This is a genomic window from Novosphingobium sp., from assembly GCF_036820275.1.
Classification (GTDB): domain Bacteria; phylum Pseudomonadota; class Alphaproteobacteria; order Sphingomonadales; family Sphingomonadaceae; genus Novosphingobium.
This window is the reverse complement of sequence record NZ_DAISLT010000004.1, coordinates 36,570-62,675: the sequence shown is the minus strand read 5'-3', so window position 1 is coordinate 62,675 and position 26,106 is coordinate 36,570. Positions and strand designations below refer to the sequence as shown.

Here is a 26,106-nt window from a genome sequence, read left to right as displayed (position 1 = left end):
CGCTTCCGTCGGCTTTGTTCGTAGACCATCAGTAGATCGGGATGCCGTGATCGATGTCACGGCATCCCATCCCGCAAAACGATTCAATTCCGCCGCCGCGTGCTCAGAATGTCGTCGGCTGGGCACATGCCCTTCATGAGCATGTCTGCCCACTCCTGGGACAGCTCGCGGCGGCGTTCCATGTGCCCGGCGCGGTCATAGGCGGCCTTCACCTTGTTCTCCGGCACGTGCGCAAGCATCAACTCGATGACGTCCGAATCGTCGGGCCGCAGCCGTTTCTTGGCAAGATCGTTCATCGTGGTGGAGAAGGTCGCGCGCCAGCCGTGCGGGACGTGCCGACCGTGATAGCCGACACGATTGTAGAGGTAGCTCATCGCGTTGCCGCTGAGCGGGCGCCCGCTGCTCCGGTGCCCAGGAAACACCAGCCGCCCCCGGCCGGTGAGCCGCCGCACGGCGCGCAGCACGTCGACAGCTTGCCAGGACAACGGCACGAGGTGCTCGAAGACCTCTTCGTCCTTCTGATCGACCTTCAGCTTCATCCTGTGCGCCGGGACCCGCCATAGCGGCTGGAACGGCCCGAACTGGCGGTCGCTCCAGTCGATGCCCTCGAACTCGCTCCATTCGGCGGCGCAGACCATTCCCGGCCGGGCCTGTGTGAGCGCGAGAAGCCGCGAAGCGAGCTTGGTGATAGGCGACGCCGCGCTCGCCTCCGCCTCCTTCAGCAGCTTGCGACCTTCCGTCGGGTTGGCCAGCGCCGGCTGCCGCCCCGCCTTGGGCATAGGCTTCAGGGCCTTGAGCACGACCGCCGCGGGATCGACCGTCGCGATGCCCTCCCCGATCGCATAGACAAACACGGCCGACACGCGCTGACGCAGCCGCCGCGCCGTTTCGATCGCTCCGCGGTCCTCGACCGCGCGCAGAACCCGCAGGATGGTGGGAGAATCGATCTCCGCCAGCGGAAGGGTGCCGAAGAAGGGGAAGATGTCGCGTTCGAGCGACAGCAGGACATCGGCCTGATGAACCGGTGTCCAGCGATCTTTGTACTGTTCGTGCCAGGTGCGGGCGATCGTCTCGAAGCTCAGCGCCTGTGCTGCCTCGAAGCGCGCCCTCCTGGTCTCCTCCTGCTTGCGCTTCCGCGCGCCGGACGGATCTTCCCCGTTGCGGATGCGCTGCCGGGCCTCATCGCGTTTCGCGCGCGCCTCGCTCAGCTTGACCTCGGGATAGGGCCCGAAGGTGAGAAGCTTCTCCTGCCCATGGAGGCGGAACTTGAAGCGCCAGGACTTCAAGCCCGTCTTCGCGACATAGAGATAGAGACCGTTCGCGTCCGACAGCTTATACGGCTTGTCGCGCGGCTCGGCGTTTTTCACTTCCTTGTCTGTCAGCATGCGCCTCGGGGTATCGTACCCCCTCCTTTCCGCAATACCCCGCCTTGTACCCCACGATACCCCTTGCAGGGAAGGAACAAAACGGGACCGATTGGGACAAGGTATAGCCGACAGAACGCACGAAATCAGCCCCTTGCGGGACTGTTTGGGGTTGATCTGGATGGGTAAGTGGCGGAGAGGGTGGGATTCGAACCCACGGTACGGTTGCCCGTACACTGCATTTCGAGTGCAGCGCATTCGACCACTCTGCCACCTCTCCGCTAGAGATGCGATAGCGATGGAAGGTCTCCATCGGGTCGGGAAGCGCGCCACTAGCCTGACCTTTCGGGCTTGCCAAGCCCTTCTTTTCAAAAATGGGGATTATCCACAAGCAATCCTTGTGAGCAAACCGCAGGAAACCTATATTTCCCGCATGAACAAGGCCTCATTTTTTTCTCCGACGGCCGGCCGCATCATTGATGCACCGCGTGAAACACGAGCGCGATTCGGAATCGGCGATGTCGTTCGCCACAGGAATCACGACTTCCGCGGCGTCGTTTTCGATATCGATCCGGTCTTTGCGAACAGCGAGGAATGGTACGAATCCATTCCTCTCAACGTGCGCCCACGGCGCGACCAACCCTACTACCACCTCCTCGCCGAGAACGAGGAATCCAGCTACGTCGCCTATGTCAGCCAGCAGAACCTGATGGACGACGCGGAAGGCGGGCCGGTCGACCATCCCTCGCTCTCGCAGATATTCGAGGATTTCGACAAAGGGCGCTATCACTTGCGGCGCGGATTGACGCACTGAGTTGCCCAAACACGAAAACCCCGACCGGAAGTCCGGCCGGGATTTTCGAAAGCGCCCTTATATAGGGTGCGCGGTCAGCCCTTGATCTTCCAGCCCGAGCGCAGGACCATGTAGACGATGCCGGCGAACACCGCATCGAGCAGGCCCATGCCCAGCGCGCTGTGCAGCACTGCCATGTTGGTATCGCCGATGTCGCTGACGCCCAGGAAGCCGAAGCGGAAGCCCGAAATCACGTAGAAGAACGGGTTCAGGCGGCTGATCGCCTGGAACGTCGGCGCCAGGTTGTCGATCACGTAGAACGTGCCGGACAGCAGCGAGAGCGGCGCGATCACGAAATTGGTGACGGCAGCGTTGTGATCGAACTTCTCGGCCCAGATCGACGAGAGCAGGCCGAGCAGCGAGAGGAAGATCGCGCCGGTCAGGCCGAACCACACGACCGCCCAGGGATGGGCCATCGAGAGATCGACGCCGGGCCAGAGCAGCATCGCTCCGGTCAGCGCCAGGCCCACGAGCACGGCGCGGGTCACCGAGGCGCCGATCATCGCCAGCATCAGTTCGCCCTCGCTCAGCGGCGGCATCAGATAGTCGATGATCGTGCCCTGGATCTTGCCGGCCAGGAACGCGAAGGCAGCATTGGCGAAGGCGTTCTGCATCATGCCCATGACGATCAGGCCCGGCGCCACGAACGTCGCGAAGTTGACGCCGAGCACTTCGCGCCCGCCCCGGCCCATCGCCACGGTGAAGATCACCAGGAACAACAGGGTCGTGATCGCCGGTGCCCAGATCGTCTGGGTCTGGACCTTGAAGAAGCGCCTGACCTCCTTCATATAAAGGGTCTTGAGCCCCTCCCAGTTCACCTGGTGGATTTGGGGTTCTCCCTTCGCCGGGAACTGGCGGGCCGACACCGTGCGGGGTGCGATGCTTTCGGGCACGATCCCACCGGGCGTCGGCAGGTCGGTCGAATTCGTTTGATCGGGCATGGACCGGCGAGTATCGGCTGCGGCTTTCCAAGGCAAGCCGCGCCACGGAATTTTGGGGCGATTCTCACTTCGCCCGATGAAGAGATGGAACACGAATGAGCTGGACGGACGAGCGGATCGAGAAGCTGACCAAGATGTGGGAGGGCGGTGCCACCGCCAGCCAGATCGCGGACGAACTCGGCGGCGTGAGCCGCAATGCAGTGATCGGCAAGGCGCACCGCCTCGGCCTCAAGGCACGCCCCTCCCCGGTCAAGGCCAATGAGAAGCCTGCGCGCCCGGCGCCTGCCCCCAAGAAGCCGAAGCCGGTAGAGGCTGCGCCTGCTGCGCCCGAACCCAAGGTCGAGGCCCCGGTCGTGCGCGCCGCGCCGCCGCCGCCCGCCGCCCCTGCGCCGCGCGCGCCGCAACCGGCCGCACCGCCGGTCGCGGCCGACGATGCCGCGCCGGTGGCACCCAAGGGACCGCGCGTGGTCTCGGTCGGTCCCGGCGGCTTCCTGCGCCAGGGTCCGGGCGATCAGCAGCAGCCGATCCCGCCCGCACCGCCGCGCCGCCTCATTCCGGCCAAGCCGAGCGCCGAGATCGCCGACAAGACCAGCCTGCTGGACCTGAACGACCGCGTCTGCCGCTGGCCGATGGGCCACCCCGGCGAGCCGGACTTCCACTTCTGCGGCGACAAGGTGAACCCCGGCTTCCCCTATTGCGTCGAGCACTGCGGCCGCGCCTATCAGGCCCAGCTTCCGCGCGGTGCCCGCCGTCCTCCTCCGCCGCTGCCCTTCGGCGGCCCGCGGGTCCGCTGATCCCATGACGAAGACGCGGCGCGCGATGTCGGTGATCCGGCTGCCTGCCGCGTCTTTTCTGTTCATGGCCGGCACGGCGCTGGCCATGACGATTCCTGCATATGCCCAGGACGGTTCGGCGGCAGCTGCATCCGTCGCCCCTGCCCCGGCAACGCCCGTCGAGCATGTCTACGTAGCGCTGACCACCAATGCCGGTGCGATCGTGCTGGACCTCGACAAGACCCACGCGCCGCTCACCGTCGCCAACTTCCTCAAGTACGTCGATAGCAAGCGCTTCAACGGCGCGACCTTCTACCGCGCCATGCACCTGGACTGGGGCGATGCGCCCAACGGCCTGCTGCAGGGCGGTCTTCAGGGTGTGAACGTCTTCCCGCCCGTGGCGCACGAACCGACCAGCGCGACCGGGATCAGCCACAAGGCCGGAACGATCTCGATGGCGCGTTTCGCGCCCGGCAGTGCCACCGCCGACTTCACCATCATGCTCGGCGACATTCCCTCGCTCGATGCCCAGCCCGCTTCCGACAATCCGGAAAGCCGCGCCGGTTTCGCGGCGTTCGGCCATGTCGTCTCCGGCATGGACGTAGTGCACAGGATTTGGGACGAGCCACGCTCGGCCACCAAGGGCGAAGGCGTGATGAAAGGACAGATGCTGGAACCGCCGGTGAAGATCGTCAGCGTCCGCCGGGTCCCCGCCCCGCCGCCGTCGACACCATCGCCGGAAATGCCGGAAGCACCCGGCTCTTCCGCCGCGCCCTGACCGGGCGCAACGCTGCAAAGCGCCGTTGGCCGCTTCAGCGGCTCGGCACACCCCCTGTTAACAAGATTTCATCCCCGCCCCCGCCGACCCTTGCTATAGGCGGCGCGCCTCCGTGTGACGTTTCTTTCAGGGATAATCCCCTTTTTTCTCAACGCGTCACGATGCCGCAATTGATCCAGGTCAATGTCCGAAATGGAACGGTAAGAAATGGTTTACCCCGTTTCTGATCGATTACGGGAAATCCCTTAGTTGGTCCTGCCGAGGCCCGCAGCCATTGCTCGTCGCAGGGGTTGTGGAATTACCTCTCAGGTCCGGGGGCACGGACTGCATCTATTCGGTCTGATGTACTGTTGAGAGTGCGATGATAGAAAATTTACCATTCAATTGCGCCGGTGACGCCGGTCCAACTGTCGTTTCGCACGAAGAGTTCTGGTTCTCGCTGAAATTGAGAGTTGATTCAGCTTCTCAACTTTGGCAGGCGGCCGCGCTTCGCTGCATGAGCCAATCGGAGATGTCCTATGAGGAAGTCGACGAACTGATCGGCCCGATCGACGATCCGTCAATTGCGGACTGCCTGATGGTCCTGGCCCTGCCGGATCGCATACCGGGCTGCACGCGTCTCGACGTGGCGTTGCAGGCTTCGGAAAGTCCCGGCATGGTCGCCGTCATCGACAGGGATCACTGCCACAGCACGGTAGGCCAGTCCTAACGAAAAGCGCCCCCGAACCATGGTTCGGGGGCGCTTCGCTTTTCAGGGGTAATGACCGGAAGATTCCCTTTCGGCGAACCTTCCGGTGCCCTCTCAGTTATCGATATTGGTGCCGGCCGCCGCAATCGCGACGAGGCCCGAGGCGGACATGCGGATGCCGTTCACGCCCAGCATGATGTTGGTGCCGTCGGTCACGACATCGCTGACGACCGCCACCGAGTTGATCGTGGTGTCCAGCTTGTCACCTGCCGCATTGGTCGCCTCCACCGAGAGCGTGTAGGCGCCGTTCTCCGCTTTCGTGCCGTCCGCCTTGGTGCCGTCCCATTCATAGGTGCCCTGGCTTTTGGGATCGAGCGTGACCGTGTTCACGACCTTGCCTGCGGAGTCCTTGATCGTCGCCGTGATCGCGGAAGGCGTACCGTCGACATAGTAGGTCCAGTGCGCGGGTGCATCGCCGAGACCCGCCACGGGAGAATCGAAACGTGCCTCGCGGCCGATGTAGTTCGACGCCGTGGACATCTGCTGCGACGCGATCTGGCTGAGGATATCGCCAAGCTTGCCGGTCTGCTGGATCGACTGTTCGACCTGCGAATATTGTACCAGCTGCTGCGTGTAGTCCGAGGTATCCATCGGATCGAGCGGATCCTGGTTCGTCATCTGCGTGGTCAACAGCTTGAGGAACAGGTTGTAGTCGGCCAGCAGGCCCGAAGAAGAAGCTGCTGTGTTGTCGTTCGTCGTCGTGGACGAAGTGCCTGAAACGGTGGTCATTGCCTTGATGCCTTATGCCATGAGATCGACATGGCCGCTGCTACGCAGCGACCGATAGATCGGGTCGTCGCTCCCGCCGAAACCGTCCGGAAGGCCGCCGCCACGGGACTGGAGGCCCGCCTGCTGCTGCCCCTGCTGCTCACCCTGCCAGCGCTGGCCGCCCTGCCCGCCGGAGCGGCTGTCGAAGCGCAGCGACTGACCATCGCTGCGCACGCCGGCATCGGCCAGGGCGCGGTTCAGGTCGGTGCTTTCCCGGCGCAGCATGTCCAGCGAGGAGGCGCTGTCGGCTGAGAGGACCGCGCGCAGGACGCCGTCGTGATCGAAGGAGAGCCGCACGTCGATCCGGCCCATGTGGCGCGGATCGAGACGGATGAGCAGGTCTTCGCCGCCCTTGTCGAGCGCGCGGGCGATTTCCACGCCGATATCGTTGCCGAACTGGCCTTGCTGCACGGAGACCGTGGCGCTTTGCGGCGCGGCATTTGCAGTGGGCGTGTAAGGCAGCGCTCCCGGGCGGCTGGTCGTGTTCGCCAGAGTCTGCGTGAACAGCGGCGTGGAAAGGTTTGAATCGGACGATGCAGCGCCCCGATCCGGGGCAGCCTCGGCCGCAGCGGCACCGTTTGCCCCCGTATCTCCCGCCGTGCCCGGACTGCGCGAACCGGCAGGCTCGCTGGCTGCAGACGCGAACGACGTGGACGTTGCAGCATCTGCCGTCTTCGCAAACTTGGCGGAAACCTTGCCCTTGTTTTCCGACGCGCCCTTGGCGGCATCCGCCGAGGCAACATCGTGAACATCCTGCGGCGTGGCCGCGAGTTGCGGCTGGATCGAAGCCGCAGCGGCCAAGGCCTGATTCGGCGCGGTCTGGGGCGCCTGCACCTGAACGGGCAGAACGACGGCGGAAGCATCGCCGTCCTCGTGCTTCGTCGCCGGCGCTTCGGCATCGTCCTGTACCGGAGCCGCTTCCTCGCCCGTCTTCTCTGCCTCCGCAGTCGGCGCCACCGGTTCGGCCGAGGCCGCCTGCTTCACGAGTTGCGGCAGGATCGGTTCGCTGGCCGCCACTTGCGGCTTGATGTGGTCAGCCGCTGCTGCGTGCGCCACTTCTGCGGGCTTGGCCGAAGAACCGAGATCGACAGGCTTGGCCTGAGCCGCAATGGCTTCCTGCACCGGCGCTTCCGCAGCGATTTGCGGCAGCGCGTCGACCTCGCCAGCCAGAGTATCGGCCGGCGTCGCCACAACGGCAGCGAGATCGGCAGACGTCGCCACTACGGCAGCGAGGTCGGCGGGCTGCTCGGTGCCCGGTGTCGCAGCGACCGCAAGCCCCGCCGCTTTCGTCGAAGCGACTTGGGCCGCACCGAGCAGCGACTGGAAAGACCCCGTGGCCTGCCTTGCACTGCCGGAGAGGCTGTCGGCCGCCCCAGCCGGAGAGACGGCCTGAGGGGCAGTGGTTCCGACTCCGGCGGCCACAGGAAACAGGGAATTCACGGAAACCGGCATTACTGGTCGTCTCCCGGCCGACGAATTGCGGCCATCATTTCATAATAGAAGGATTGCGGCCTACCCGGTCGCACATCCTGTAATCAGCCCACCGCACCGAGGCTGCGCAGGCGCGCACGGGGATGGATCTCGTTCTGCGACAGCACCACGGTCGCCGGGCGCACACGCTCGATGATCGAGCGGACGAAAGGCCGCAGCGGCGGGCTGGTGAGCAGGCAGGGAATCTCGCCCTGCCCAGCCAGACGGTCGTAGGTGTCGCGCACCGAGGCAATGAAGGCCTGGAGCTGCGAGGGCGCCATGGCCAGGTGGCGATCGTCGCCCTGCCCGACGATGGCCTCGCCAAAGGCCTCATCCCATTCGCCGCCCAGGGTGACGATCGGGATCGTCCCGTCGATCGTCTGCTGCGCCGAGATCTGCCGGGCCAAGCGAGCGCGGACATGCTCCGTCACTTGCGTGAGATTGCCGGTCATCGCCGTGGCTTCTGCGACGCCTTCCAGGATCGTCGGAATGTCGCGGATCGATATGCCTTCGGACAGCAGGTTCTGAAGCACACGCTGCACGCCGGAGATCGAGATCTTGCTGGGGATCAGGTCCGCGATCAGCTTCTCGGTGTCCTTGTGGACTTCGTTCAGCAGCTTCTGCGTCTCGGTGTAGGAGAGTAGGTCGGCGATGTTGTCCTTGACGATCTCGGTCAGGTGAGTGGTGACGACAGTGCCGCAATCGACGACCGTGAGGCCGCGGAAGCCCGCTTCCTGACGCATGTCGCGGTCGATCCAGAGCGCCGGAAGCTGGAATACCGGCTCCTTGGTCGGCTCGCCGCGAATGCCGACGTCCTGACCGCCCGCGTTGATCAGCAGCAGCTTGCCGATGCGCAGTTCGCCGCGCGCGATCTCGGTCTCCTTGACGAAGACGATGTACTCGTTCGGCTGGAGCGCCATGTTGTCGAGGATGCGGACCGACGGCAGCACGAAGCCGTAGTCGATCGCCATCTGGCGGCGCAGCGCGCGCACCTGGTCGTCGAGGCGCGGCTCGGCCTCGGAATCGTTGATGAGGGGCAGCAGGCCGTAGCCGAGTTCGATGCGCAGCGCGTCGATGGCGAGCGTGCGCGATATCGGTTCCTCGGCCTGGGCTTCCATCTGCTGCTGCTTGGCCATCGCCTCCTGCATGCGCTCCTGCGCGGCACTGGCCTGGGCCTTGCGCGACATCGACCAGGCGAACCAGCCGCAGAGGCCGCCGAGCGAGGCGAAGGGGAAGAACGGCAGCCCCGGCATCAGCGAAAGCACGCCCATCAGTACGCCGACGATGCCGAAAGCCTTCGGGTAGCGGCCGAGCTGTTCGCCCAGCGCCGTGCCGGTCTTGCCGACGACGCCGCCCTTGGAAACCAGCAGGCCTGCTGCAGTCGAGACGATCAGCGCCGGGATCTGGCTGACGAGACCGTCGCCGACCGTCAGGATCGTGTAAGTGGTGAAGGCCTCGCTGAACGGCACGCCGTGGATGGCAACGCCGATGATGAGGCCGACGACGATATTGATCGCGGTAATGAGAAGCCCCGCGACGGCATCGCCCTTCACGAACTTCGAGGCACCGTCCATGGCGCCGTAGAAGCCGCTTTCGGCCTCGATCTCGGCGCGGCGCTCGCGGGCCTGGGATTCGGTGATCGTGCCGGCATTGAGATCGGCGTCGATCGCCATCTGCTTGCCGGGCATGGCATCGAGGCTGAAGCGCGCCGCCACTTCGGCGATGCGGCCCGCACCCTTGGTGATGACCACGAAGTTGATGACGATGAGGATCGCGAAGATGGTGAGACCGATGACCGTCTCGCCGCCCATCAGGAACTCGCCGAAGGCCGCGATCACGCCGCCTGCGGCATGGTGCCCCTCGTGCCCGTGGCCAAGGATCAGGCGCGTCGAGGCGAGGTTCAGACCCAGACGCAGCATCGTCACGATCAGCAGGATCGTCGGGAAGCTGGAGAGCTGAAGCGGCTTCTCGATGAACAGCGCCGTCATCAGGATCAGCACCGAGGCGGTGATCGAGAGGGCAAGGCCCATGTCGAGCAGCCAGCCCGGCATCGGCAGGATCAGCATGCCGATGATGGCACTGACGCCCAGCGCCAGCGCGAGATCGCGGCTGGGGCCGAGGCGGGTCAGAAGCTGGTCCAGCCTTTGAGAGACGATTGCGTTCATCGGATCACCCGAAGTCTAGAAATTCAGTGTCGGATCAGGCCGGGAGGCACGGCAACGCCGTCGGACAGGAACGTGCGCAGCTTGTTGCGCATGGTCCGGACCGAAATGCCCAGCATCGAGGCCGCATTGGTGCGATTGCCGCGGCAATGCTCCAGCGTCTTGAGGATCAGTTCCCGTTCGACGTCGGCGATGTTCTGCCCCACCAGTTCGGAAACCGCGGTGCCGACGGAAGGAGATGCCTCTTCTCCCTCTCCCGCAGTCTTGCCGCGCAGCCGGGCCAGCACGTCCTCCAGATTCACCGCGATGTCGACGACCACGAGGTCGTTGCGCGCGCGTTGCCAGTCCTCGAACACCGTGGAATTCGCGGTGCCCACGGCGATGCTGGCGGGGGACCCGCGCACCATCTCGACCGCAAGGCCCATCGCGTTTCCGAGATCGCCCACCAGCATCAGCCGGGTCGGATCGTGTTCGGGCGTGGACATCATGCTTCCTGCCGGACGATTTCGGTGAGCGTGATGCCCAGCGTGCTGTCGATCAGCACGACTTCGCCGCGCGCGATCAGGCGGTTGTTGACGAAGATGTCCACCGGCTCGCCGACGCGGCGGTCGAGTTCCACCACCATGCCCGGCTTCAGGCGCAGCAGGTCACCGATATCCATCCGCGAGCGGCCGAGCACGGCCTGGACCTTCACCGGCACGTCGAACACGGCCTGAAGATCGTCGGGGGTCGGCGGCGTGGTCGGACGCGGCGGGATGGCCGTTTCCTCGACGTTCGCGTCGGCGGGCATTTCGTCGGTCAGGTGAGCTGGCGCGAGTTGGCGCGGCTCGAGCTCGTCGCTCATGGTCATACCTTTCAGCTGTTCATCCACTGACGGATTACGGATGCGGATTCTGCGGGACTGGCCGAGATGGCGTCACCGATGCGGCGCAGGGCGGAGAGCTTGATGCGCCCGTCCACTTGCGCCAGCGCGATTTCCTGATCGAGCATTTCGCCCTCTGCCGCGCGCTGTTCCTCAAGCTGGCGCAGGGCTTCCTCGTCGCCTTCTGCCGCGCGTTCCTTGAGCGCCATCAGTTCGGCATCGTCGGCGGTGAGGCGCTGCTCTACCACGCCTTCGACCAGCGGCGGCGGGGCCAGCTTGGGCTTCAGCATCTTGATGGCGAAGAGGATGATGCCGCCGACGACCAGGATCTTGAGCACATCGAAGATGCGGTCCCAGGTCAGGCCGAAGGGCAGACCGGCGGCCGAGCCGTCGAGATCGGTGGGCGCATTGAAGGCCATGTTCTCGACCACGACGCTGTCGCCGCGCTCGCTGTCGAAGCCGACCGCGTTCTCGACCAGTCGCTGGAGACGCTGCACTTGCGCGGCGGGCAGGCCCTGCGGGCCGCCGTCGACCATGACCGCCACGGTCAGGCGCTTGACCTGCCCGGGGGTGCGGATCGCCGTCTTCTGGGTGCGGCTGTTCTGGTAGGTGGTGTCTTCGGACGTCTCGTTCTGTGCCGAGCGGCGGGCGTCGCCGCCGTTGCCGTTGACGTTGCCCTGGTTGTCGGGAAGCTGCGAACCGACCGTCACGCCCTGCGCGCCTGCCGAGTTCTCGTCGCTCTGGTTGTTGGATTCGACCGTCGTCTGGTGCGCAATGACCTGGGTGTTCGGATCGAAGACTTCCGATTCCTCGCGCACCTGATCGCGTTCGAGCACGGCGGCCACTTCGGCGCGCACCTTGCCCTGACCGACGATCGGTTCGATCATCGATTCGATCTCGCTCCGCAAGCGGGCCTCGACGGCGTTCTGCCGATCCTCGAGATTGCCCGCGCCGGCATCGCCGCCCTCGCCCGCCCGCGCCAGCAGCGCGCCGGTCTGGTCGACGATCGAGACTGCCTCGGGATTGAGATCGGGAACGGCGGACGAGACGAGATAGCGGATCGCCTGGATCTGCTCGCTGGAAAGGCGCCCGTTGGTCTTCACCGTCACCGAGGCACTAGCCTTGCGCGGTTCGGTCTCGAACATCGCGTGGTCCGGCATGACGACGTGGACGCGGGCCTTGCTGACCTTTTCGAGGCTTTCGATCGAACGGACCAGTTCGCCTTCGATGGCGCGGGTCTCGTTCATCTTCGCGCGCGACGAGGAAATGCCGAAAGGCTCTTCCGCATCGAGCACTTCATAGCCGATCTTGCCGCCCAACTGGTCGGAGGCCATCGACATGCGCAGCTCGGCCAGACGGTCGACCGGGGCCATGACCCCGGTGCCGTCGGCGGAAAGCTGGAAGGGAACGTTCTGCCCCTTCAGCTTGTCGGTGATCGATTTCGCCGCCGAGGGATCGAGATCGGTATAGAGATAGCCCATCTCGGTCGCAGGACTGCGAAAGGCCATCCATCCGAGCCCGGCCAGCAAGGCAAGGGCCACGCCGCCCATCAGCAGGGCCCGGCGGGGGCCGATCTGCTCGATAAAGTTCCGCAACGGGTTCAAAAGTCGCCTCTTACATCAGCGGCGTCACTCCCTTGGTGTCGCCTCTGACATTATAGGATAAACCGCTAGGCAACTCTTGCCGGGAACAGGAAAAGTTTACGCGCCCTCCGGCTGATCGGATTCCTGGTCCAGAACACCGGCCAACTCGGCCATCACCGCGGCGCGCCGCGCGGCGGAATCGACATTGAGACCGCCTTCGGCCCAGCCGATATGGGCATCGCCCATGGGCAGAGTCTCGTCATCGACGACGACGATCGACAGCGTGCGACGCTCGCGCGCACGTCGTTCCTCGACAAGGCGCTCGATATCCTCGCGCATCGCCGGATTGGCGCGGATCGACAGCGCGGTATCGCGCGCGACCTGATCGAGCGCGCGGGTCAGCGCCTCGTCGATGGCGCGGGCGGGCTGCGCGGCGATGGCGTGCCCCGCCAGCAGTTCGGCGGCCTGAAGCGCGACCGATCCGGCTTCGGCGACGACCTGGTCCATCACCGCATCGAAGCGGCGCTCCACATCGTCGATCGAGGCATGAAGCGCATCGGTGGCCGCCAGCATGGCTTCCGCCCGCTCACCCCGCGCCTGCTCCAGCCCGGCCTCGAAACCGTCGGCCCGCGCCCTTGCGAGTTCGGCGACGTGATCCTCGTGCAGGCGCTCGATCCGCGCCTGGAGTTCCTCGACGTGCTCGCGCAGTTCGTCGTGCCGTCGCTCGTCGACGACCGGCTCGTTGTTCGGAAAACGGAATATCCTGTCGAAACCGAATGGCTGAATGGTCATGGGATCCTCCATCATCGCCGCACCCTCGGAATTCGTTCGACCTTGCGGTCGCGCATCGCAGGCACCGGCCCGCGACGCATGGCAATCTCTGAAACCCGGCGGATCGGCCATTGGCCTCCCCAAATGGCAAACTCGTGACGACTGCCACGAGCTTGCCGGATACCGGATTCTTCGCTGCTCGCTCCAGACCTGAGGCTGGAGGAACAGCAGTTTAAACAGGTCGTCACCGCGATCAATAGATCATCGCATCGTCGCTCTTCGGATCGACGAGCATGATCTCGCCGCGGTCGCCGAGCGACTTGGCGAGGCGGACCAACGAAGTCTGCGCTTCCTCGCATTCGCGGGCGCGGACCGGGCCCATCGCGGCCATGTCGTCGCGCATCAGCTTGGCGGCGCGTTCGGTCATGGCGTTGAAGAAGAGCTTCTTCATCTCTTCCGGAGAGCCCTTGAGTGCCAGCGCCAGTTCGCGCTTGTTGCAGTTGCGGACGATCGTCTGGATCGCCGCCGGCAGCAGATTGGCAAGGTCCTCAAACGTGAACATGAGCGCGCGGATGCGTTCGGCGGATTCCGGCGCCTTCTCGTCGAGCGCGCCAAGCATGGCTTCCTCGGTCGAGCGGTCGAGCGCGTTGAACAGTTCAGCCATCGTCTCGTGCGGATCGCGGCGCTGGGCACGCGAGAGATTGGTCATGAACTCGCTCTTCAGCGTCTGTTCGACCTGGACGATCACGTCCTTCTGCACGGTGTCCATCCGCAGCATGCGCATGACGACATCGGTGGCGAAATCGCGCGGCAGTTCCGACAGCACGCGCGCGGAATGGTCCGGACGCAGCTTGTGCAGGATCACCGCGACGGTCTGGGGATATTCGTTCTTGAGATAGCCCGCGAGCACGGCCTCGCTGACGTTGGACAGCTTGTCCCACATCGTCCGGCCGGAAGGACCGCGAATGTCCTCCATGATCTCCTTCACGCGGTCCGCCGAGAGGATGCCTTCCAGCAGCCTTTCGGTAGTCTCGTAGGAGCCGTGAAGCGTCGCCATGCTGGAGACTTCGCCCGAGAACTGCACGAGCAGATGCTCGACGACGACAGAAGGCACCCGGCCGAGCTGGGCGATCGTCGAGGACAGCTCTTTGATCTCGTCGGTGTTGAGCTGTTCCCAGATCGGACCGCCATGGTCGCGGCCGAGCGCCAGCATCAGCGCGGCAGCGCGCTGCATTCCCGAGTATTTCTTGAGCTCCGGCGGCTCAACCACCGCGGCCATCATCGTCACTTCGGTACCCCCGAAAAATTGCTCGATCCCGTACGGTCAGGGCCTCGTTCCCTCTATTTATAGGAGGAAGGTCAGCGCAACGGCCGGATGGAGACACAATTGGCGATAAATTTAAACAATGGGTTGATCGGTCTGTCCATTTTGGGCGGAACGAACGCTTATTCCAGTCTCTCCGCCTCGCTCGCCAGCGTGGAAAGCGCCGCCGTGCTGAAGGCAAAGAAGGCTTTCACCACCGCATTGCCGGACGCAACGCCGCCTTGGCAGGAGGATGCCGATACCCGGCCAGTAAGCGCGCAAATCCTTGCGCTCAAGCGAATGCTGTCGCTCGTCGACACCAAGAAGGACAGCGCGCTGGGTGATCTTCCCGACGTCCAGACCGCCTTCACCACCTACAAGGCCTTGGACCGCCTTCGCATCCTGGCCGAAAGCGCAGCCAAGGCCACGACGTCCTCTGCGGAACGCGCCTCGCTCCAGAAGACCTTCGCACAGGGCCTGCTCGACCTTCAGTCCTTCCTTGGATCGGCCGACAGCGATCTCGTCTCGCTGAACTTCGGCACCCAGACCAGCAGCGCGACCTCGGTGACCGTCAAGGCGGCGAACACCAGCGGCACCGTCATCGGCGAAGGCGTGTCCAAAACACGCGATGCCGCCCTTGCCGGCATGACCGGCAGCGAATTGCTGCAAATCAAGCTGACCAAGGGCAGCACCACCGAAACGGTGACGGTCGATCTATCCCAAACGACACAGCCGCCGACGCTCGATTCCGTCGCCGCGGCCCTGAATGCGGCGATTGCCGGCACCCAGGCGACCGATAGCAGCGGAAACCCGGTGGTGGATACCAACGGCAATCCCGTCAGCAAATGGAAGTCGAACTTCACCGTCGAAAAGAACGACGGCAAGTGGGGCCTCGTCTTCAACCCCTCGGGCAGCGAAAAAGTCGCGATCGACCAGGTCGGCGGCAGCGATGCCCTGATGATCGCCAGCGGCGAGACCGCGAAGGACGCGGTTACCGCCGCGCGCATCTATCGCGTCGAGGATCTGGACGACTCGCTGTCCTGGCAACGCCTGACCAAGATCAACGCAGTCGACGGCACCGCCACGGCGGACGCCAAGGCCGCCGCGACCTCCACCGACGACGAGGACAAGGACTATACGGTCGCCGCTGCCACCCAGGCCAAAGCGATCGCCACAGACGCTGAAGGCTTCAGCTACGTCGTCGGGACGACCGCGGGCGATGTCGGTACGCGCCTTTCGGACGGCTCGGACGACCTCTTCCTCACCAAGGTGGACAGCGAGGGCAATGTCGTATGGCAGCGCAGCCTCGGTGCCGCCGGCAGCGCCGAGGGCGCGGCGGTCACCATTGCCGCGAACGGCGATATCGTGGTGGCCGGCACTGTCAGCGGCGCATACAACGGCGGCGACGACGACAGCCAGACCGACATGCTCGTCGCGCGCTACAACATCAACGGTGACCAGCTTTCCGCCACGGTCATCCGCCAGGTCGGCAACGAAACCGCTAGCGCCGTCACGGTGGGCGACGACGGTAGCATCTATGTCGCCGGCAAGTCGTCGACCGGCGGCGGCGATGCCTTCATCGCCAAGCTCGATAGCAACGGCAAGTTCCAGGAACGCCGCACGATCGACAGCGGCGGCCCCGATTCGGTCACGTCGCTCACCATCGACAACGACGGCAACCTGCTGGCTCTCACGAACGAGAATGGCCAGGCCACGATCCGCCGGATCGATTCCACGTCGCTTACCAGCGATCTCGGCTCGATCACCCTCGGCAATGTTACGGCCCGCGCCATCGCCGTTTCCGACACCGGCGAGATCGCCGTCGTCGGCACCACCAGTTCGGCCGTGAACGGCACCCAGGTCAACAGCATCAATGGCGGGCAGGACGCCTTCGTCACCCGCATCGATGCCGCCATGTCCTCGGCCAGCACGACCTACATCGGCACTTCGGAAAGCGACCAGGCCGACAGCGTGACTTACCTGAACGGCACGCTTTATGTCGGCGGTCGCACCGCCGGAGACCTGTCGGGAACCAAGTCCGGCAGCGTCGACGGCTTCGTCGCGCGCATCGACGCTTCTACCGGCGCGATCGAGAAGATTTCGCAGTGGGGCTTATCTTACTCCACCAGCGAGCCGGTGAAGATTTCGGCCGTCGCTGGGGGATCGACCGTGCTCGGTGCCTTGGGCCTCAATCGCGGGACGCTCAACGACCAGGAATCGACCACCCTCTTCTCCCAGACCAGCTTGCAGCCGGGGGACCAGTTCACGCTTCGCGTCGATGGCGGCGCGACCCGCACCATCACGATCGCCAAAGACGAGACGATGGCCACGCTGGCGCAGAAGATCCAGAAGATTACCGGAACCAAGGCCACGATCACCACGCCTCGCGTGAATGGCCAGCAGACCCTCAAGATTCAGGTCAAGTCGGGCTACAAGATCGAACTCGGCGCCGGCGCGAACGAGGACAAGGACGCGCTCGCCAAGTTGGGTATCGATCCGGTGCGCCTGGTCTCCTCCAAAGCACCCGATCCCGACGCGCCGAAAGTCAAGCCCGGCGGCACCTACAACCTCGGCCTTGCTACCACCCTTTCGCTAACCGACGCCAAGACCGCCGCCGTGGCACTGTCGAAAATCAATTCCGCCCTCTCCATGACCCAGTCCTCCTATCGCTCGCTCTATTGGGACTCGACGAAGGCGACACTCGTGGACGGGGCGATCACCGGCGGCGGCACCGCATACCAGCAAAAACAGCTCGCCAACTATCAGGCCGCCCTGTCGCGCCTGACCGGCTCCTGAGGTAATCCTTCATGTCTTCGCTTCCTCCTATCTTCGACGGCATGGCCCAGTCGATGAAGTTCATGTCCGAGCACCAGCGCGTGATCGCCGAGAACATCGCCAACAACGAGACCCCCGGCTTCAAGGCCCGCACGGTCGAAAGCCCGGATTTCTCCTCGCTCGTCTCGCAGTACGGCGGAGCTGCGGGGACGCCGCGCGTTACGCGGCCGAAAGTGGAACTGTCTGGCGGCATGACCGCGCTCGGCGCGCGGCCGCCCCAGGCCGGTAGCCACATCGTGCTCGACAGCGACACCACCGAAACCAAGCCGGACGGCAACAACGTCACGCTGGAAGACCAGTTGCTCAACCTCGGCCAGGTCCAGGCGGACTTCGCGGCCATGACCAACCTCTACCGCAAGCAGATCGGCCTGATGAAGACGGCCCTCGGTCGCGGCTGACGGGCGCACCGCTCGCGACTGCAACGCGGCTGCGGCGAGATCTTCAGGAGTGCACGCGGGGCGTGGTCCGAACGGACCGCGCCCCTTTTCCAAACGGCTTCGCAGTGAGGAGCCGAACTCACCCTACCCGAAATATCCGCGATTTTATCGGACGGCCGGCTGCGAAGGCCACACCCGTTCATATTACCTTAAAACCGGCGGAACTTATCCGGAAAATCTCCGGATTTATTTCGATAGGAAGGAACGGGAAAGATGGTGCGGCGTTTAGATGGAATACATCTATTTCAATTCTTTAACACCAGCCTCTCCTACAGGATAATCGCCATTCCAGCGAACGTCGGCTAGGCAAGTTTTTCCTGCAAAGAAGCTGAAATCCGATGGAAACACGACAAGAATATCCATTATGGAGCAAGGACGATGGATTATAGGTGGAACTTCTTGCCGACCGCGACAATCCGCCCCACTTTGGTACGACATCTATAATGGATTATTGACCGTTCCAAGTTTTCATGGAACAAATTCACCATTCATAGCCAGACAAGAGCTTCAATGACCCAAAAACCGCTTGGATCCCAGAAGCGGAATGGGAAGGCGCTTGCAACAGCGCCGACCGCAATCGAGATCGATGCTTACCGCACGCTCGTCTTTCCGAACCGGATCAGGAAATTTCGTAAGCAGCTCAATATTGGATCGCTGCTGGAATTGTCGGATAAACTTCCGACGATAACCTATATCCGCCTTTCGAAGATCGAGAGGGGTGAAATCTTCGCGCGTGCCGAAGAGCTGCGGGACATTGCGAAGGCCCTGGGAATCGATGCCGCCGAGCTGCTGATCGACATCGACGATCCCGAGTTCGACATCGCCGCCTGGGCCGATCCTCTCCACGGTAACGACCGCGCCGATCCCGAGGCGGAGCGCTTCGCGGTCATGTTGGCGGCAGCGCTGAGGAACCGCCGCGCTTCGGACGATGCCCTGACGATCGCCGTGCTCGAACAGGACTATGGGATCGCGCCCGTCATCCTCTCCCGGATCGAGAACGCGCTGAAGCCCTACGATCGCTGGAACGAAGAGGTGCGCGCCGCACTGCGCCGGCTGCTCGATGCCCGTGACGATGCCGAACTGACGGCCATCGTGAACGAAGCCCATCTCCGCGGCGATCTCGATGCGGTATTGCCGCTCGTTGCCAATCCGCAACTGCGGATCGCCAAGTCGCGCACCCGCATCGCCGCGCTCCATGACGAGTTGCGGGGCGTATCGCCGCAGACAAGGGCGAGCGCACGCGCCACCCCGCATCCGCTGCTCGAACGCGTGGCAAGCAAGGACACCGGCCGACTGCCGACCAGAACGATCGACATCGCCGAAGCTCATCCCGCGCAAAGCGCGGCCGTGCGCCTCGTGCCGGTGTTCGGCAGCCCCCTGCCCGACGGCCTGATCGCGCGCACGCCCGGCGGGACCCACGTCGAAGCGCCGAGCAGCGCCGGTCCCCGTGCCTACGGCCTGAGACTCGGACGCCCGACGCTGGGCGCGGGTCTTCCCGGTCGCTCGATCCTGATCGTCGACCCCGACCGCTTCCCGTCGGCAGGCGGGCTTGCCGTGGTCTCGGCAGCGGAAGGTCTGCGCGTGCTGTCCGTGGCGCTCGACAGGCATGGCCACATGCTCGGCTACAGCGAAAATCCCGATATCGAGGTGGCCCTCGACCAGATCGATCCGGCCGACCTTGCAACAGTCGTGGCGGCCGTTTTCGAGTAAGTAACAGAATTTGACATGTCGTGCCTGCCGCCGCCCGTGGCGGCCGCGATATAAGTATGTGTAGGATACCGGAAAGCGGAATGCGCATACTTGGCCTGTTGAAGTCGATCGGGAAGCGGCCCCGATCGCAGCCTTTGCCGCCGCCTCGGCTCGCCCCGCGCATATCCCCGCTGCGCATCGTCGAGCAGGCACTCGCGCAGTATCGCGAAAGCACGGTACCGGAAAGCGCGCACGCTGCGCCCGCTGCCGATCCACCCGCCGTGGCCCTGCTGCTCATCGGTCTCGACCGCTTCCGTCTGGTCAACGAGCTTTGCGGCCATGCCGCAGGCGACAGCCTCCTCGATACCGTCCGCGATCGCTGCGCCCGTGCCCTGCATGCCGATTCCGCGCATGGCGGCGCGATCGTCCACATCGGTGGCGACGAATTCGCCTGCCTGCTTCCGCTCCAAGACGACGGCTGCGACCAAGCCCACCTCGATCGCCTGGCCGAAACATTGCTGGAAACGATCGGCACCCCGGTCAGCCTCGGCCGCCATATCATCCACCTTACCGCCTCGATCGGCATGGCCGTGGATCGCGGGAGCGCAATTTCCGCCGAGGAACTTTTGCGCGGCGCCTCGATAGCCCTCTCCCATGCCAAGGACGCAGGCGACAGGCGCGTCCGCCGGTTCTCCCACGAGATGTTCGCCTTCCTGAGCGAGCGGGCCGCGCTGGAAGAGGACTTGCGGAGCGGATTGCTGCGCGGAGAGCTGGTGCCCTATTACCAGCCCATCGTCGCCCTCCCCTCTCGCGAGATCGTCCGCTTCGAGGCGCTGGTGCGCTGGCATCACCCACAGCGCGGCGTGCTGGGTCCGGACCGCTTCCTGTCGATGGCGGAGGATGTGGGGCTCAACGACGACCTGCTCTACGCGATGCTGCGACAATCCTGCCGCGACGCGCAGGGCTGGGGCGATCGCCTGGGTCTCTCGATCAACATGTCTCCGCGGCAGGTCTGCGATCCGGACATCGCCTCCCGGCTGCTGCGCATCGTCTTCGCCAGCGGCATCCGCCCGGAGCGCCTGACGGTGGAAATCACGGAGAATGCGGTGATGCACAATGTCGTGGCCGCGCAGGCCACCGTGGCCAGCTTGCGCGAGGCCGGAATCAAGGTGGCGCTGGACGATTTCGGCACCGGCTACGCCAGCCTCAGCCGCATCTGCAAGCTGCCGCTCGACATGATCAAGATCGACCGCACGCTGGTCGAGGCCCTGGCCAGCGACGCCGGGTGCAAGCTGGTGAAAGTTGTCGTCGACCTCGGCCAAAGCCTTTCGATGCCGGTGACCGCCGAGGGGATCGAGACCGAGCAGCAGGCCCGCGCGCTTTCCGAACTGGGCTGCGCATTCGGACAAGGCTACCTGTTCGGCCGCGCCGCTCCGTCCGGCGAAACCGCCCTGCGGGCGCACAAGGGGATGGATGCGGTGGCTTCCTGACACGCGCGCCATGCACACTCTCTCGCGTCCGGATGAAAGCCACGGGGGACAAATCTGCCGCCTCAAGCGGCACGAAAAAGGGAGGAGCGACGCCATGTCGCTCCTCCCTTTTTCATAGGCGCCCCGCGCCGCGATCAGTATTCGGTGTTGAACGAGATCGGCGTGGTCAGGTCGAGGCGGGCGATGTCGCCCTTCGGACTATAGGTATAGGTGCGATTGCCGGAGAGCCGCTTGGCCTCGTTGGCGATGGCGCCCATCATTTCCATCGACAGTTCGATCTGCCGTTCCAGCAGCGCGGAATTGACCATCGAAGCCGCCCGCAGCTCGCCGAGCGCAGCCGCCAAGGCCTCGCGCGTCTCGTCGTCCATCTGTTCGGTCCATTCCGGATCGAGCCGGTTGCGCCGCGCCAGCACTTCTTCCAGTGAAGCGACCAGCCGCGTCTTCGCCGCCGCCAGTTCGGCGAGATCGAGCGCGCGTTCGCGGCCTTCGAGGCGTTCGGTCTCCTCGCGCATGACCAGCGACAGCGAGGTCATGATCTCGATCAGTTCATTCGGCACGGCTGCTGCCTCCCTGCAGGCGGATGATCTGCGCCTCGACGGCGGATGCGATGCCGAGGCCCTTGCCCTTGGCGATCTGGTTGCCGATCTGCTCGGCCAGCACACCGCGGAACATCTCCTCGCCGTGGCCGCCGTTGAAATCCTCGCCCTGCTCGACGGTCTCCAGCATGATCTTGGTGATCTGCCCGGCGAAGACGCCCTCGAACTCGCGCGCCACTTTGGCGGGGCTGCGGTCCGGCGTCTGGACTGTGGGACGGGAAGGAAGCGAGGGAAGAACCGGATCTGCCATCTTTACTGTACCGCTATTTCGGCCTGAAGCGCGCCCGCCGTGCGCAGCGCCTGCAGGATGGTGATGAGATCGCGCGGGCTGACGCCCAGCGAATTGAGCCCGGCAACGAGCGTCTGGAGCGACGTGCCGCTGTTCAGCACCGCCAGATGGGCACCGCTGCCGTCGTCCGCCTGGACCTGGGTGCGCGGAACCACGGTGGTCTGGCCGTTCGAGAACGGCGCGGGCTGCGAGACAACCGGCGTCTCGGTGACGCTGATGGTCAGGCCGCCCTGGGCGATGGCCACCGGGCTGACGCGCACATCCGCGCCCATGACCACGGTTCCGGCCGCCTCGTTGATGACGATGCGCGCAACCTGATCGACCTGCACCGGCAGGTTCTCGACACGGGTGATGAGGTCGATCACCGAACCGCCCGCCGGATCAAGCTCCACCGTGCCCGGATCGAGCACTTGCGCGGAACCGGGCGCCTCGCGGTTGATGGTCGCGGCGATCTGGCGCGCCGTGGTGAAATCGGGGTTCTTGAGCGCCAGCTTCAGCGTCTGGGCGGAACGCAGGTCGTAAGGAACCTCGCGCTCGACGATGGCCCCGCCGGCGATGCGCGCGGTGGTCATGACGCCCCGGCTGAGCTTCGCCGCCGCGCCCTGGGCCTTGAAGCCGGAGACTGCGACCGGGCCCTGTGCCACGGCATAGATCTCGCCGTCGAGCGCGCGCAGCGAGGAGACGAGCAGAATGCCGCCCTGCAGGCTGGTGGAGTCGCCGAGCGCCGAGACCTGCACGTCGATCGCCGAACCGGCGCGCGCATAGGGCGGCATCGTCGCCGTCACCGTCACCGCCGCGACGTTCTGCGTCAACATCTGCGTGCCGCGAATGTTCACCCCCATGCGTTCGAGCATGGCCTGCAGGGTCTCTTCGGTGAAGGGGATGTTGCGGATGCGATCGCCGGTGCCCTGGAGACCGACCACGAGACCGTAGCCGACCAACTGGTTCGACCGCACGTTCTCGACATCGACGATGTCCTTGATGCGCGGCTGGGAGCCGGCGAAGGCCGCACCCGGCGCCAGCAGGACCGCAAGCAGGGCCGTGCTGGCCGCCATGGCCAGCAGCGAACCGTGCATCCTCGATTTCAAAGGCTTGAACATCACTGACCTTATAGGATGATTGAAGCGGCGGAGGGCGGGCAGGTTCGGCATTTTCACCTCACTTCTTCCCGGTTCTGGCAAGCCGCATGACGTAGCCGATAATCTCGGCGACGGCGGCGTAGTGTTCGATCGGAATCGGGCGGTCGATATCGACGGCGGCGTAGAGCGCGCGCGCGAGCGGCGGGCTCTCGACGATCGGCACCTTGGATTCGGTGGCGATCTCGCGGATGCGCAAGGCGATGGCGTCCACGCCCTTGGCCACCACAACCGGCGCGGCCATGGCCCCGTGGTCGTATTTCAGCGCGATGGCATAGTGCGTCGGGTTGGTGATGATGACGCTGGCCTCGGGCACTGCCGCCATCATCCGCCCTCGCGAACGCTGCATCTGGATCTGGCGGATCTTGGCCTTGATCTTGGGATCGCCGTCGCTCTGCTTGTGCTCGTCCTTCACTTCCTGAAGCGTCATCATCATGCGCTTCATGAAGGCCCGGCGTTGATAGATGAAGTCGAACAGCGCCAGCGCCATGACCAGCAGCAGCACCGCGCGGATCGCCTCATAGGCCAGTTCGCCCGCCGCCGCACCGACCGCGCCCGGCGCGAAGCCGACGAGCTGGTCGAAGCCGGTCATGCGCGGTTTCAGCACCAGGAACACGACGAGGCCGATGGCACTGAACTTGGCCAGCGTCTTGGCGAACTCCACCAGCGCGCGCATGCCGAAGATGCGCTTGAACCCGCTCGCGGGATTGAGCTTGGACCATTTGGGCGAGAGGCGCGTCCAGCTGAGCACGAAGCGGCCCTGAAGGAAGATCGTCGCCACCGCACAGGCGAAAAGCACCCCGAACACCGGCAGCAGCGACAACGCGAAATGACGCGCCACGCCGGTCATCAGGTTCTGCGCGCCGCCGGAATCGAGCGGATAATCCTCGGCGCTGCCCCAAAGGCGGGTCATCATCATGCCGAGGTGACTGATCGCGGAAATGCCGACCCAGCCGGTGACGACCAGCGCGCCGGTCATCATCGCGGCATGGCGCACTTCCGGCGACATCGCCACTTCGCCGCGCTTGCGGGCATCCTCGAGCTTCTTCTGGGTCGGCTCTTGTGTGCGCTGGTCCTTGTCGCTCTCCGCCATGGCCTAGAGGCTCCATCCGTTCTGCATGAAGCTGCCCATCGCGGTCGCAAAAGCGGTCAGCATCGTGCCGAGCGTCATCGCCAGCACCGAGATGCCGAGCAGCAGGTTGAGCGGCTGGGTGATGAAGAACACCTGGATCGAAGGCGCGACGCGGGCGGCAAGGCCCAGCCCGACGTTGAACAGTGCGCCGTAGAGGATCAGCGGCGCGGAAAGGCTCACGCTGAGCGCCATTGCCTGGCCCGTCACCTTGACCGCGAGGTCCGCGAACTGCGCCGAGGGCGGCAATCCGCCGACCGGGAACACGGTGTAGGACTGGAAGATCGAGGCGATCCACAAGTGATGGACGCCCAGGCTCATGCAGACGATGATCGCGGCGATGCCGAACAGGCGCGAAAGCAGCGGCGCCTGCCCGCCCATCGACGGATCGTTGACCAGCGCCGAGGCGAGGCCGACCTGCTGGCTGGCGATCGAACCGGCAATGGCGACGGCGCTGAACAGGATCTTCACGATCATGCCCATGGCGATGCCGACCAGCATCTCGCCGATCACCAGCATCGGCAGCGAAGCGTCTGACTTCACCGCCGGAGCGACTTGGCCCTGCAGCATGCCGTAGAGGCCGAGCGTGAAGCCCAGCGCCATGACCAGCCGGATCTGCGGCGGGATGGTGTCCTCGGAAAAGGCCGGCAGCAGCATGATGACTGCCCCGACCCGGCAGAACAGGATCAGGAACGTCGCCGCGTCGATCGGCAGCGCGGCCAGGGTCGCGACGTCGAGAGAAGCCCCGCCCATCGTGTCAGCCGGTGACGATGGCGTCGGCGATGCGGTCCATGAAGGCGCCAAGGGCATGGCCGATCATAGGCAGCGAAAGCAGCATGACCACGCCCAGCACCAGGATCTTCGGCACGAACGTCAGCGTCATTTCCTGCACCTGGGTAAGTGCCTGGAGCAGGCCGATGACGACGCCGACGATCAGCGCGGCGATCAGCATCGGCCCGGCGATGGTCAGGACCAGCACCAGCGCCGCGCGGGCGATCTCGATGGCTTCGGATGAGGTCATGACTGCCGGCTTTCCTCTGGAACGGACTCTAGGCCAGGATGGGTCGAATTCAGTTCAGGTGGAGCCGAGAAACGTGATTTTGGAGCATCGGAGCGCAGCGGACATCAAGTCCGTGAGCACCGAAGCGCAGAAAATCGCGGTTCGCAGGCCCGCATGGGCTGAATTCCGGCCCGTCCTAGATCTGCATCCGCATGATGTCGGAATAGGCGCTGACCACGCGGTCGCGCACGGCCACCACGGTATCGAGGGCCGTCTCGGCAGCGCCAATCGCGGTGACGACGTCGATCAGGTCGCCCTTGCCCGCCACCTGCTTGGCGCTTTCCGCCTCGGCGGTGCGCAGCGAGGTCGAGGCGTCGGTCACCATGGATTCCACCATGCTGCCGAAGTTGCCGCCGGTGCTGGCAGATGCGCCGGAAAGGCCGCCGGCCATGTCGCCGAGACCCGCGAGACCGCCTGCGGCGCCGCCTGTGGAAGGCGCAGCCGCCTTCATCGCGCGGCCATAGGCGGCCGCGGCGTCGAGTGCTCCGATTGCCATGGAGTGTTTCCTTACTTGAGCAGGTCGATCGTGCGCATGGTCATGCCGCGCGCGGATTCGATTGCATTGAGATTGGCTTCGTAGGACCGCTGCGCCGCCTTCATGTCGGCAGCCTCGATCAGCGGATTGACGTTGGGCTGGCTGACATAGCCCTGCGCGTCGGCGGCCGGGCTGCCCGGCTGGTAGACGCGCCCGAACTGGCTCTTGTCGCCTTCGATCGACTTGACGGCGACCTGGGTTGCCCCGCTCGCACGATCGACTTCGGCGGTGAAGGTGGCGACCCGGCGGCGATAGGGATCGGCGTCCGGCGTCTTCGCCACGGAATCCGAGTTCGCCAGGTTTTCCGCGATCACGCGCATCCGCAGCGACTGGGCGCGAAGGCCCGATGCCGAGACGCCGATCGAGTTGTTCAGTTCCATCAAGACAGCTCCTGCCCTGCCCTTGCGGCAGACAGCTTCCTTATAGGCATTTTTTGCCTACCACCGCGCACTCCTATAAAATAATTCCTATAAGCAGGCTTGAAAGGAGACGCGTCATGTCCGTCCTCGAAGGCATTCCCATCGACATGTCGAT

The 26,106-nt window shown here is 64.8% G+C and carries 26 protein-coding genes and 1 tRNA gene; 8 read left to right on the top strand and 19 right to left on the bottom strand.

The window, feature by feature from the left end; all coding sequences use genetic code 11:
• Positions 1-83: 83 nt before the first annotated feature.
• Positions 84-1,385: a tyrosine-type recombinase/integrase gene (locus tag V7066_RS04430; protein ID WP_334182034.1), complete on the bottom strand. Its 1,302-nt coding sequence runs from the start codon at positions 1,383-1,385 to the stop codon at positions 84-86.
• A 169-nt stretch (positions 1,386-1,554) separates the two neighbouring features.
• Positions 1,555-1,644 (bottom strand) — tRNA-Ser (locus tag V7066_RS04425).
• An 18-nt stretch (positions 1,645-1,662) separates the two neighbouring features.
• Between V7066_RS04425 and hspQ the strand changes: the two genes are divergently transcribed.
• Entirely contained in the window at positions 1,663-2,178 is a 516-nt protein-coding gene (hspQ, locus tag V7066_RS04420) for a heat shock protein HspQ (RefSeq protein ID WP_334182033.1), read from the top strand.
• Between the two features lie 74 nt (positions 2,179-2,252).
• Here hspQ and V7066_RS04415 read toward each other — a convergent pair whose 3' ends face one another.
• Entirely contained in the window at positions 2,253-3,158 is a 906-nt protein-coding gene (locus tag V7066_RS04415; protein ID WP_334182032.1) for an ABC transporter permease, read from the bottom strand.
• Positions 3,159-3,253: 95 nt separating this feature from the next.
• Here V7066_RS04415 and V7066_RS04410 point away from each other — a divergent pair, with 95 nt between their 5' ends.
• The 3 genes from V7066_RS04410 to V7066_RS04400 all read left to right on the top strand — a co-directional run bounded on the left by V7066_RS04410 (position 3,254) and on the right by V7066_RS04400 (position 5,418).
• The gene (locus tag V7066_RS04410) at positions 3,254-3,952 is read left to right on the top strand and encodes a GcrA family cell cycle regulator (protein WP_334182031.1); all 699 of its coding nucleotides are present in this window, start codon (positions 3,254-3,256) and stop codon (positions 3,950-3,952) included.
• Positions 3,953-4,037: 85 nt separating this feature from the next.
• On the top strand, positions 4,038-4,709 hold the full coding sequence (locus tag V7066_RS04405; protein WP_334182220.1) for a peptidylprolyl isomerase: 672 nt from the start codon (positions 4,038-4,040) through the stop codon (positions 4,707-4,709).
• 496 nt (positions 4,710-5,205) lie between these two features.
• Positions 5,206-5,418: a hypothetical protein gene (locus tag V7066_RS04400; RefSeq protein ID WP_334182030.1), complete on the top strand. Its 213-nt coding sequence runs from the start codon at positions 5,206-5,208 to the stop codon at positions 5,416-5,418.
• Positions 5,419-5,511: 93 nt separating this feature from the next.
• Here V7066_RS04400 and V7066_RS04395 read toward each other — a convergent pair whose 3' ends face one another.
• The 8 genes from V7066_RS04395 to V7066_RS04360 form a co-directional block, all read right to left on the bottom strand.
• Positions 5,512-6,186 (bottom strand): flagellar hook assembly protein FlgD, encoded by a 675-nt coding sequence (locus V7066_RS04395; RefSeq protein WP_334182029.1) that lies wholly within the window; start codon positions 6,184-6,186, stop codon positions 5,512-5,514.
• Between the two features lie 12 nt (positions 6,187-6,198).
• Complete coding sequence (locus V7066_RS04390; protein WP_334182028.1) at positions 6,199-7,677, bottom strand: flagellar hook-length control protein FliK; 1,479 nt, start codon at positions 7,675-7,677, stop codon at positions 6,199-6,201.
• Positions 7,678-7,760: 83 nt separating this feature from the next.
• Complete coding sequence (flhA, locus tag V7066_RS04385; RefSeq protein WP_334182027.1) at positions 7,761-9,860, bottom strand: flagellar biosynthesis protein FlhA; 2,100 nt, start codon at positions 9,858-9,860, stop codon at positions 7,761-7,763.
• Between the two features lie 23 nt (positions 9,861-9,883).
• Complete coding sequence (locus tag V7066_RS04380) at positions 9,884-10,342, bottom strand: helix-turn-helix domain-containing protein (protein ID WP_334182026.1); 459 nt, start codon at positions 10,340-10,342, stop codon at positions 9,884-9,886.
• Positions 10,342-10,701, bottom strand: coding sequence for a flagellar motor switch protein FliN (fliN, locus tag V7066_RS04375; RefSeq protein ID WP_334182025.1), 360 nt, complete (start codon positions 10,699-10,701; stop codon positions 10,342-10,344). The genes V7066_RS04380 and fliN overlap by 1 nt, the downstream gene beginning before the upstream one ends.
• 11 nt (positions 10,702-10,712) lie before the next feature.
• Positions 10,713-12,323 carry a flagellar basal-body MS-ring/collar protein FliF gene (gene fliF, locus V7066_RS04370; protein ID WP_442947302.1) on the bottom strand — a complete coding sequence of 537 codons (1,611 nt, stop codon included), beginning with the start codon at positions 12,321-12,323 and terminating at the stop codon, positions 10,713-10,715.
• A gap of 96 nt (positions 12,324-12,419) precedes the next feature.
• Positions 12,420-13,094, bottom strand: a complete 675-nt coding sequence (locus V7066_RS04365; RefSeq protein WP_334182024.1) for a FliH/SctL family protein — start codon at positions 13,092-13,094, stop codon at positions 12,420-12,422.
• Positions 13,095-13,326: 232 nt separating this feature from the next.
• Positions 13,327-14,355, bottom strand: coding sequence for a flagellar motor switch protein FliG (locus V7066_RS04360; RefSeq protein ID WP_442947305.1), 1,029 nt, complete (start codon positions 14,353-14,355; stop codon positions 13,327-13,329).
• Positions 14,356-14,460: 105 nt separating this feature from the next.
• On the opposite strand from V7066_RS04360, the gene V7066_RS04355 reads away from it, so the two are divergent.
• The 4 genes from V7066_RS04355 to V7066_RS04340 all read left to right on the top strand — a co-directional run bounded on the left by V7066_RS04355 (position 14,461) and on the right by V7066_RS04340 (position 20,827).
• On the top strand, positions 14,461-17,172 hold the full coding sequence (locus V7066_RS04355; protein ID WP_334182022.1) for a hypothetical protein: 2,712 nt from the start codon (positions 14,461-14,463) through the stop codon (positions 17,170-17,172).
• Positions 17,173-17,183: 11 nt separating this feature from the next.
• Positions 17,184-17,609 carry a flagellar basal body rod protein FlgB gene (locus V7066_RS04350; RefSeq protein WP_334182021.1) on the top strand — a complete coding sequence of 142 codons (426 nt, stop codon included), beginning with the start codon at positions 17,184-17,186 and terminating at the stop codon, positions 17,607-17,609.
• Positions 17,610-18,311: 702 nt separating this feature from the next.
• Positions 18,312-19,358: a helix-turn-helix domain-containing protein gene (locus V7066_RS04345; protein WP_334182020.1), complete on the top strand. Its 1,047-nt coding sequence runs from the start codon at positions 18,312-18,314 to the stop codon at positions 19,356-19,358.
• Between the two features lie 80 nt (positions 19,359-19,438).
• A complete protein-coding gene (locus V7066_RS04340; protein ID WP_334182019.1) occupies positions 19,439-20,827 on the top strand; it encodes a putative bifunctional diguanylate cyclase/phosphodiesterase in 1,389 nt (462 codons plus the stop codon).
• 134 nt (positions 20,828-20,961) lie between these two features.
• On the opposite strand, the gene V7066_RS04335 is transcribed toward V7066_RS04340, so the two are convergent.
• The 8 genes from V7066_RS04335 to flgC all read right to left on the bottom strand — a co-directional run bounded on the left by V7066_RS04335 (position 20,962) and on the right by flgC (position 25,952).
• Positions 20,962-21,384 (bottom strand): flagellar biosynthesis protein FlgN, encoded by a 423-nt coding sequence (locus V7066_RS04335; protein ID WP_334182018.1) that lies wholly within the window; start codon positions 21,382-21,384, stop codon positions 20,962-20,964.
• On the bottom strand, positions 21,374-21,673 hold the full coding sequence (locus tag V7066_RS04330; RefSeq protein ID WP_334182017.1) for a rod-binding protein: 300 nt from the start codon (positions 21,671-21,673) through the stop codon (positions 21,374-21,376). The genes V7066_RS04335 and V7066_RS04330 overlap by 11 nt, the downstream gene beginning before the upstream one ends.
• Before the next feature lie 2 nt (positions 21,674-21,675).
• Positions 21,676-22,788 carry a flagellar basal body P-ring protein FlgI gene (locus V7066_RS04325; RefSeq protein ID WP_334182016.1) on the bottom strand — a complete coding sequence of 371 codons (1,113 nt, stop codon included), beginning with the start codon at positions 22,786-22,788 and terminating at the stop codon, positions 21,676-21,678.
• Positions 22,789-22,870: 82 nt separating this feature from the next.
• On the bottom strand, positions 22,871-23,941 hold the full coding sequence (gene flhB / locus V7066_RS04320; RefSeq protein ID WP_334182015.1) for a flagellar biosynthesis protein FlhB: 1,071 nt from the start codon (positions 23,939-23,941) through the stop codon (positions 22,871-22,873).
• 3 nt (positions 23,942-23,944) lie between these two features.
• Positions 23,945-24,730 (bottom strand): flagellar biosynthetic protein FliR, encoded by a 786-nt coding sequence (fliR, locus tag V7066_RS04315; protein WP_334182014.1) that lies wholly within the window; start codon positions 24,728-24,730, stop codon positions 23,945-23,947.
• A gap of 4 nt (positions 24,731-24,734) precedes the next feature.
• Positions 24,735-24,998, bottom strand: a complete 264-nt coding sequence (locus tag V7066_RS04310) for a flagellar biosynthetic protein FliQ (protein ID WP_334182013.1) — start codon at positions 24,996-24,998, stop codon at positions 24,735-24,737.
• Between the two features lie 175 nt (positions 24,999-25,173).
• On the bottom strand, positions 25,174-25,533 hold the full coding sequence (locus V7066_RS04305) for a flagellar hook-basal body complex protein FliE (protein ID WP_334182012.1): 360 nt from the start codon (positions 25,531-25,533) through the stop codon (positions 25,174-25,176).
• 11 nt (positions 25,534-25,544) lie between these two features.
• A complete protein-coding gene (gene flgC / locus V7066_RS04300; RefSeq protein WP_086491344.1) occupies positions 25,545-25,952 on the bottom strand; it encodes a flagellar basal body rod protein FlgC in 408 nt (135 codons plus the stop codon).
• Positions 25,953-26,106 lie beyond the last annotated feature (154 nt).

What these genes read in the sequence shown, in the direction of transcription:
- V7066_RS04430 (WP_334182034.1), bottom strand. Translation starts at nt 1,385, where the DNA reads ATGCTGACAGACAAGGAAGTGAAAAACGCCGAGCCGCGCGACAAGCCG.
- hspQ (WP_334182033.1), top strand. Translation starts at nt 1,663, where the DNA reads ATGGAAGGTCTCCATCGGGTCGGGAAGCGCGCCACTAGCCTGACCTTT.
- V7066_RS04415 (WP_334182032.1), bottom strand. Translation starts at nt 3,158, where the DNA reads ATGCCCGATCAAACGAATTCGACCGACCTGCCGACGCCCGGTGGGATC.
- V7066_RS04410 (WP_334182031.1), top strand. Translation starts at nt 3,254, where the DNA reads ATGAGCTGGACGGACGAGCGGATCGAGAAGCTGACCAAGATGTGGGAG.
- V7066_RS04405 (WP_334182220.1), top strand. Translation starts at nt 4,038, where the DNA reads ATGACGATTCCTGCATATGCCCAGGACGGTTCGGCGGCAGCTGCATCC.
- V7066_RS04400 (WP_334182030.1), top strand. Translation starts at nt 5,206, where the DNA reads ATGAGCCAATCGGAGATGTCCTATGAGGAAGTCGACGAACTGATCGGC.
- V7066_RS04395 (WP_334182029.1), bottom strand. Translation starts at nt 6,186, where the DNA reads ATGACCACCGTTTCAGGCACTTCGTCCACGACGACGAACGACAACACA.
- V7066_RS04390 (WP_334182028.1), bottom strand. Translation starts at nt 7,677, where the DNA reads ATGCCGGTTTCCGTGAATTCCCTGTTTCCTGTGGCCGCCGGAGTCGGA.
- flhA (WP_334182027.1), bottom strand. Translation starts at nt 9,860, where the DNA reads ATGAACGCAATCGTCTCTCAAAGGCTGGACCAGCTTCTGACCCGCCTC.
- V7066_RS04380 (WP_334182026.1), bottom strand. Translation starts at nt 10,342, where the DNA reads ATGTCCACGCCCGAACACGATCCGACCCGGCTGATGCTGGTGGGCGAT.
- fliN (WP_334182025.1), bottom strand. Translation starts at nt 10,701, where the DNA reads ATGAGCGACGAGCTCGAGCCGCGCCAACTCGCGCCAGCTCACCTGACC.
- V7066_RS04365 (WP_334182024.1), bottom strand. Translation starts at nt 13,094, where the DNA reads ATGACCATTCAGCCATTCGGTTTCGACAGGATATTCCGTTTTCCGAAC.
- V7066_RS04360 (WP_442947305.1), bottom strand. Translation starts at nt 14,355, where the DNA reads ATGATGGCCGCGGTGGTTGAGCCGCCGGAGCTCAAGAAATACTCGGGA.
- V7066_RS04350 (WP_334182021.1), top strand. Translation starts at nt 17,184, where the DNA reads ATGTCTTCGCTTCCTCCTATCTTCGACGGCATGGCCCAGTCGATGAAG.
- V7066_RS04340 (WP_334182019.1), top strand. Translation starts at nt 19,439, where the DNA reads ATGCGCATACTTGGCCTGTTGAAGTCGATCGGGAAGCGGCCCCGATCG.
- V7066_RS04330 (WP_334182017.1), bottom strand. Translation starts at nt 21,673, where the DNA reads ATGGCAGATCCGGTTCTTCCCTCGCTTCCTTCCCGTCCCACAGTCCAG.
- V7066_RS04325 (WP_334182016.1), bottom strand. Translation starts at nt 22,788, where the DNA reads ATGCACGGTTCGCTGCTGGCCATGGCGGCCAGCACGGCCCTGCTTGCG.
- flhB (WP_334182015.1), bottom strand. Translation starts at nt 23,941, where the DNA reads ATGGCGGAGAGCGACAAGGACCAGCGCACACAAGAGCCGACCCAGAAG.
- fliR (WP_334182014.1), bottom strand. Translation starts at nt 24,730, where the DNA reads ATGGGCGGGGCTTCTCTCGACGTCGCGACCCTGGCCGCGCTGCCGATC.
- V7066_RS04310 (WP_334182013.1), bottom strand. Translation starts at nt 24,998, where the DNA reads ATGACCTCATCCGAAGCCATCGAGATCGCCCGCGCGGCGCTGGTGCTG.
- V7066_RS04305 (WP_334182012.1), bottom strand. Translation starts at nt 25,533, where the DNA reads ATGGCAATCGGAGCACTCGACGCCGCGGCCGCCTATGGCCGCGCGATG.
- flgC (WP_086491344.1), bottom strand. Translation starts at nt 25,952, where the DNA reads ATGGAACTGAACAACTCGATCGGCGTCTCGGCATCGGGCCTTCGCGCC.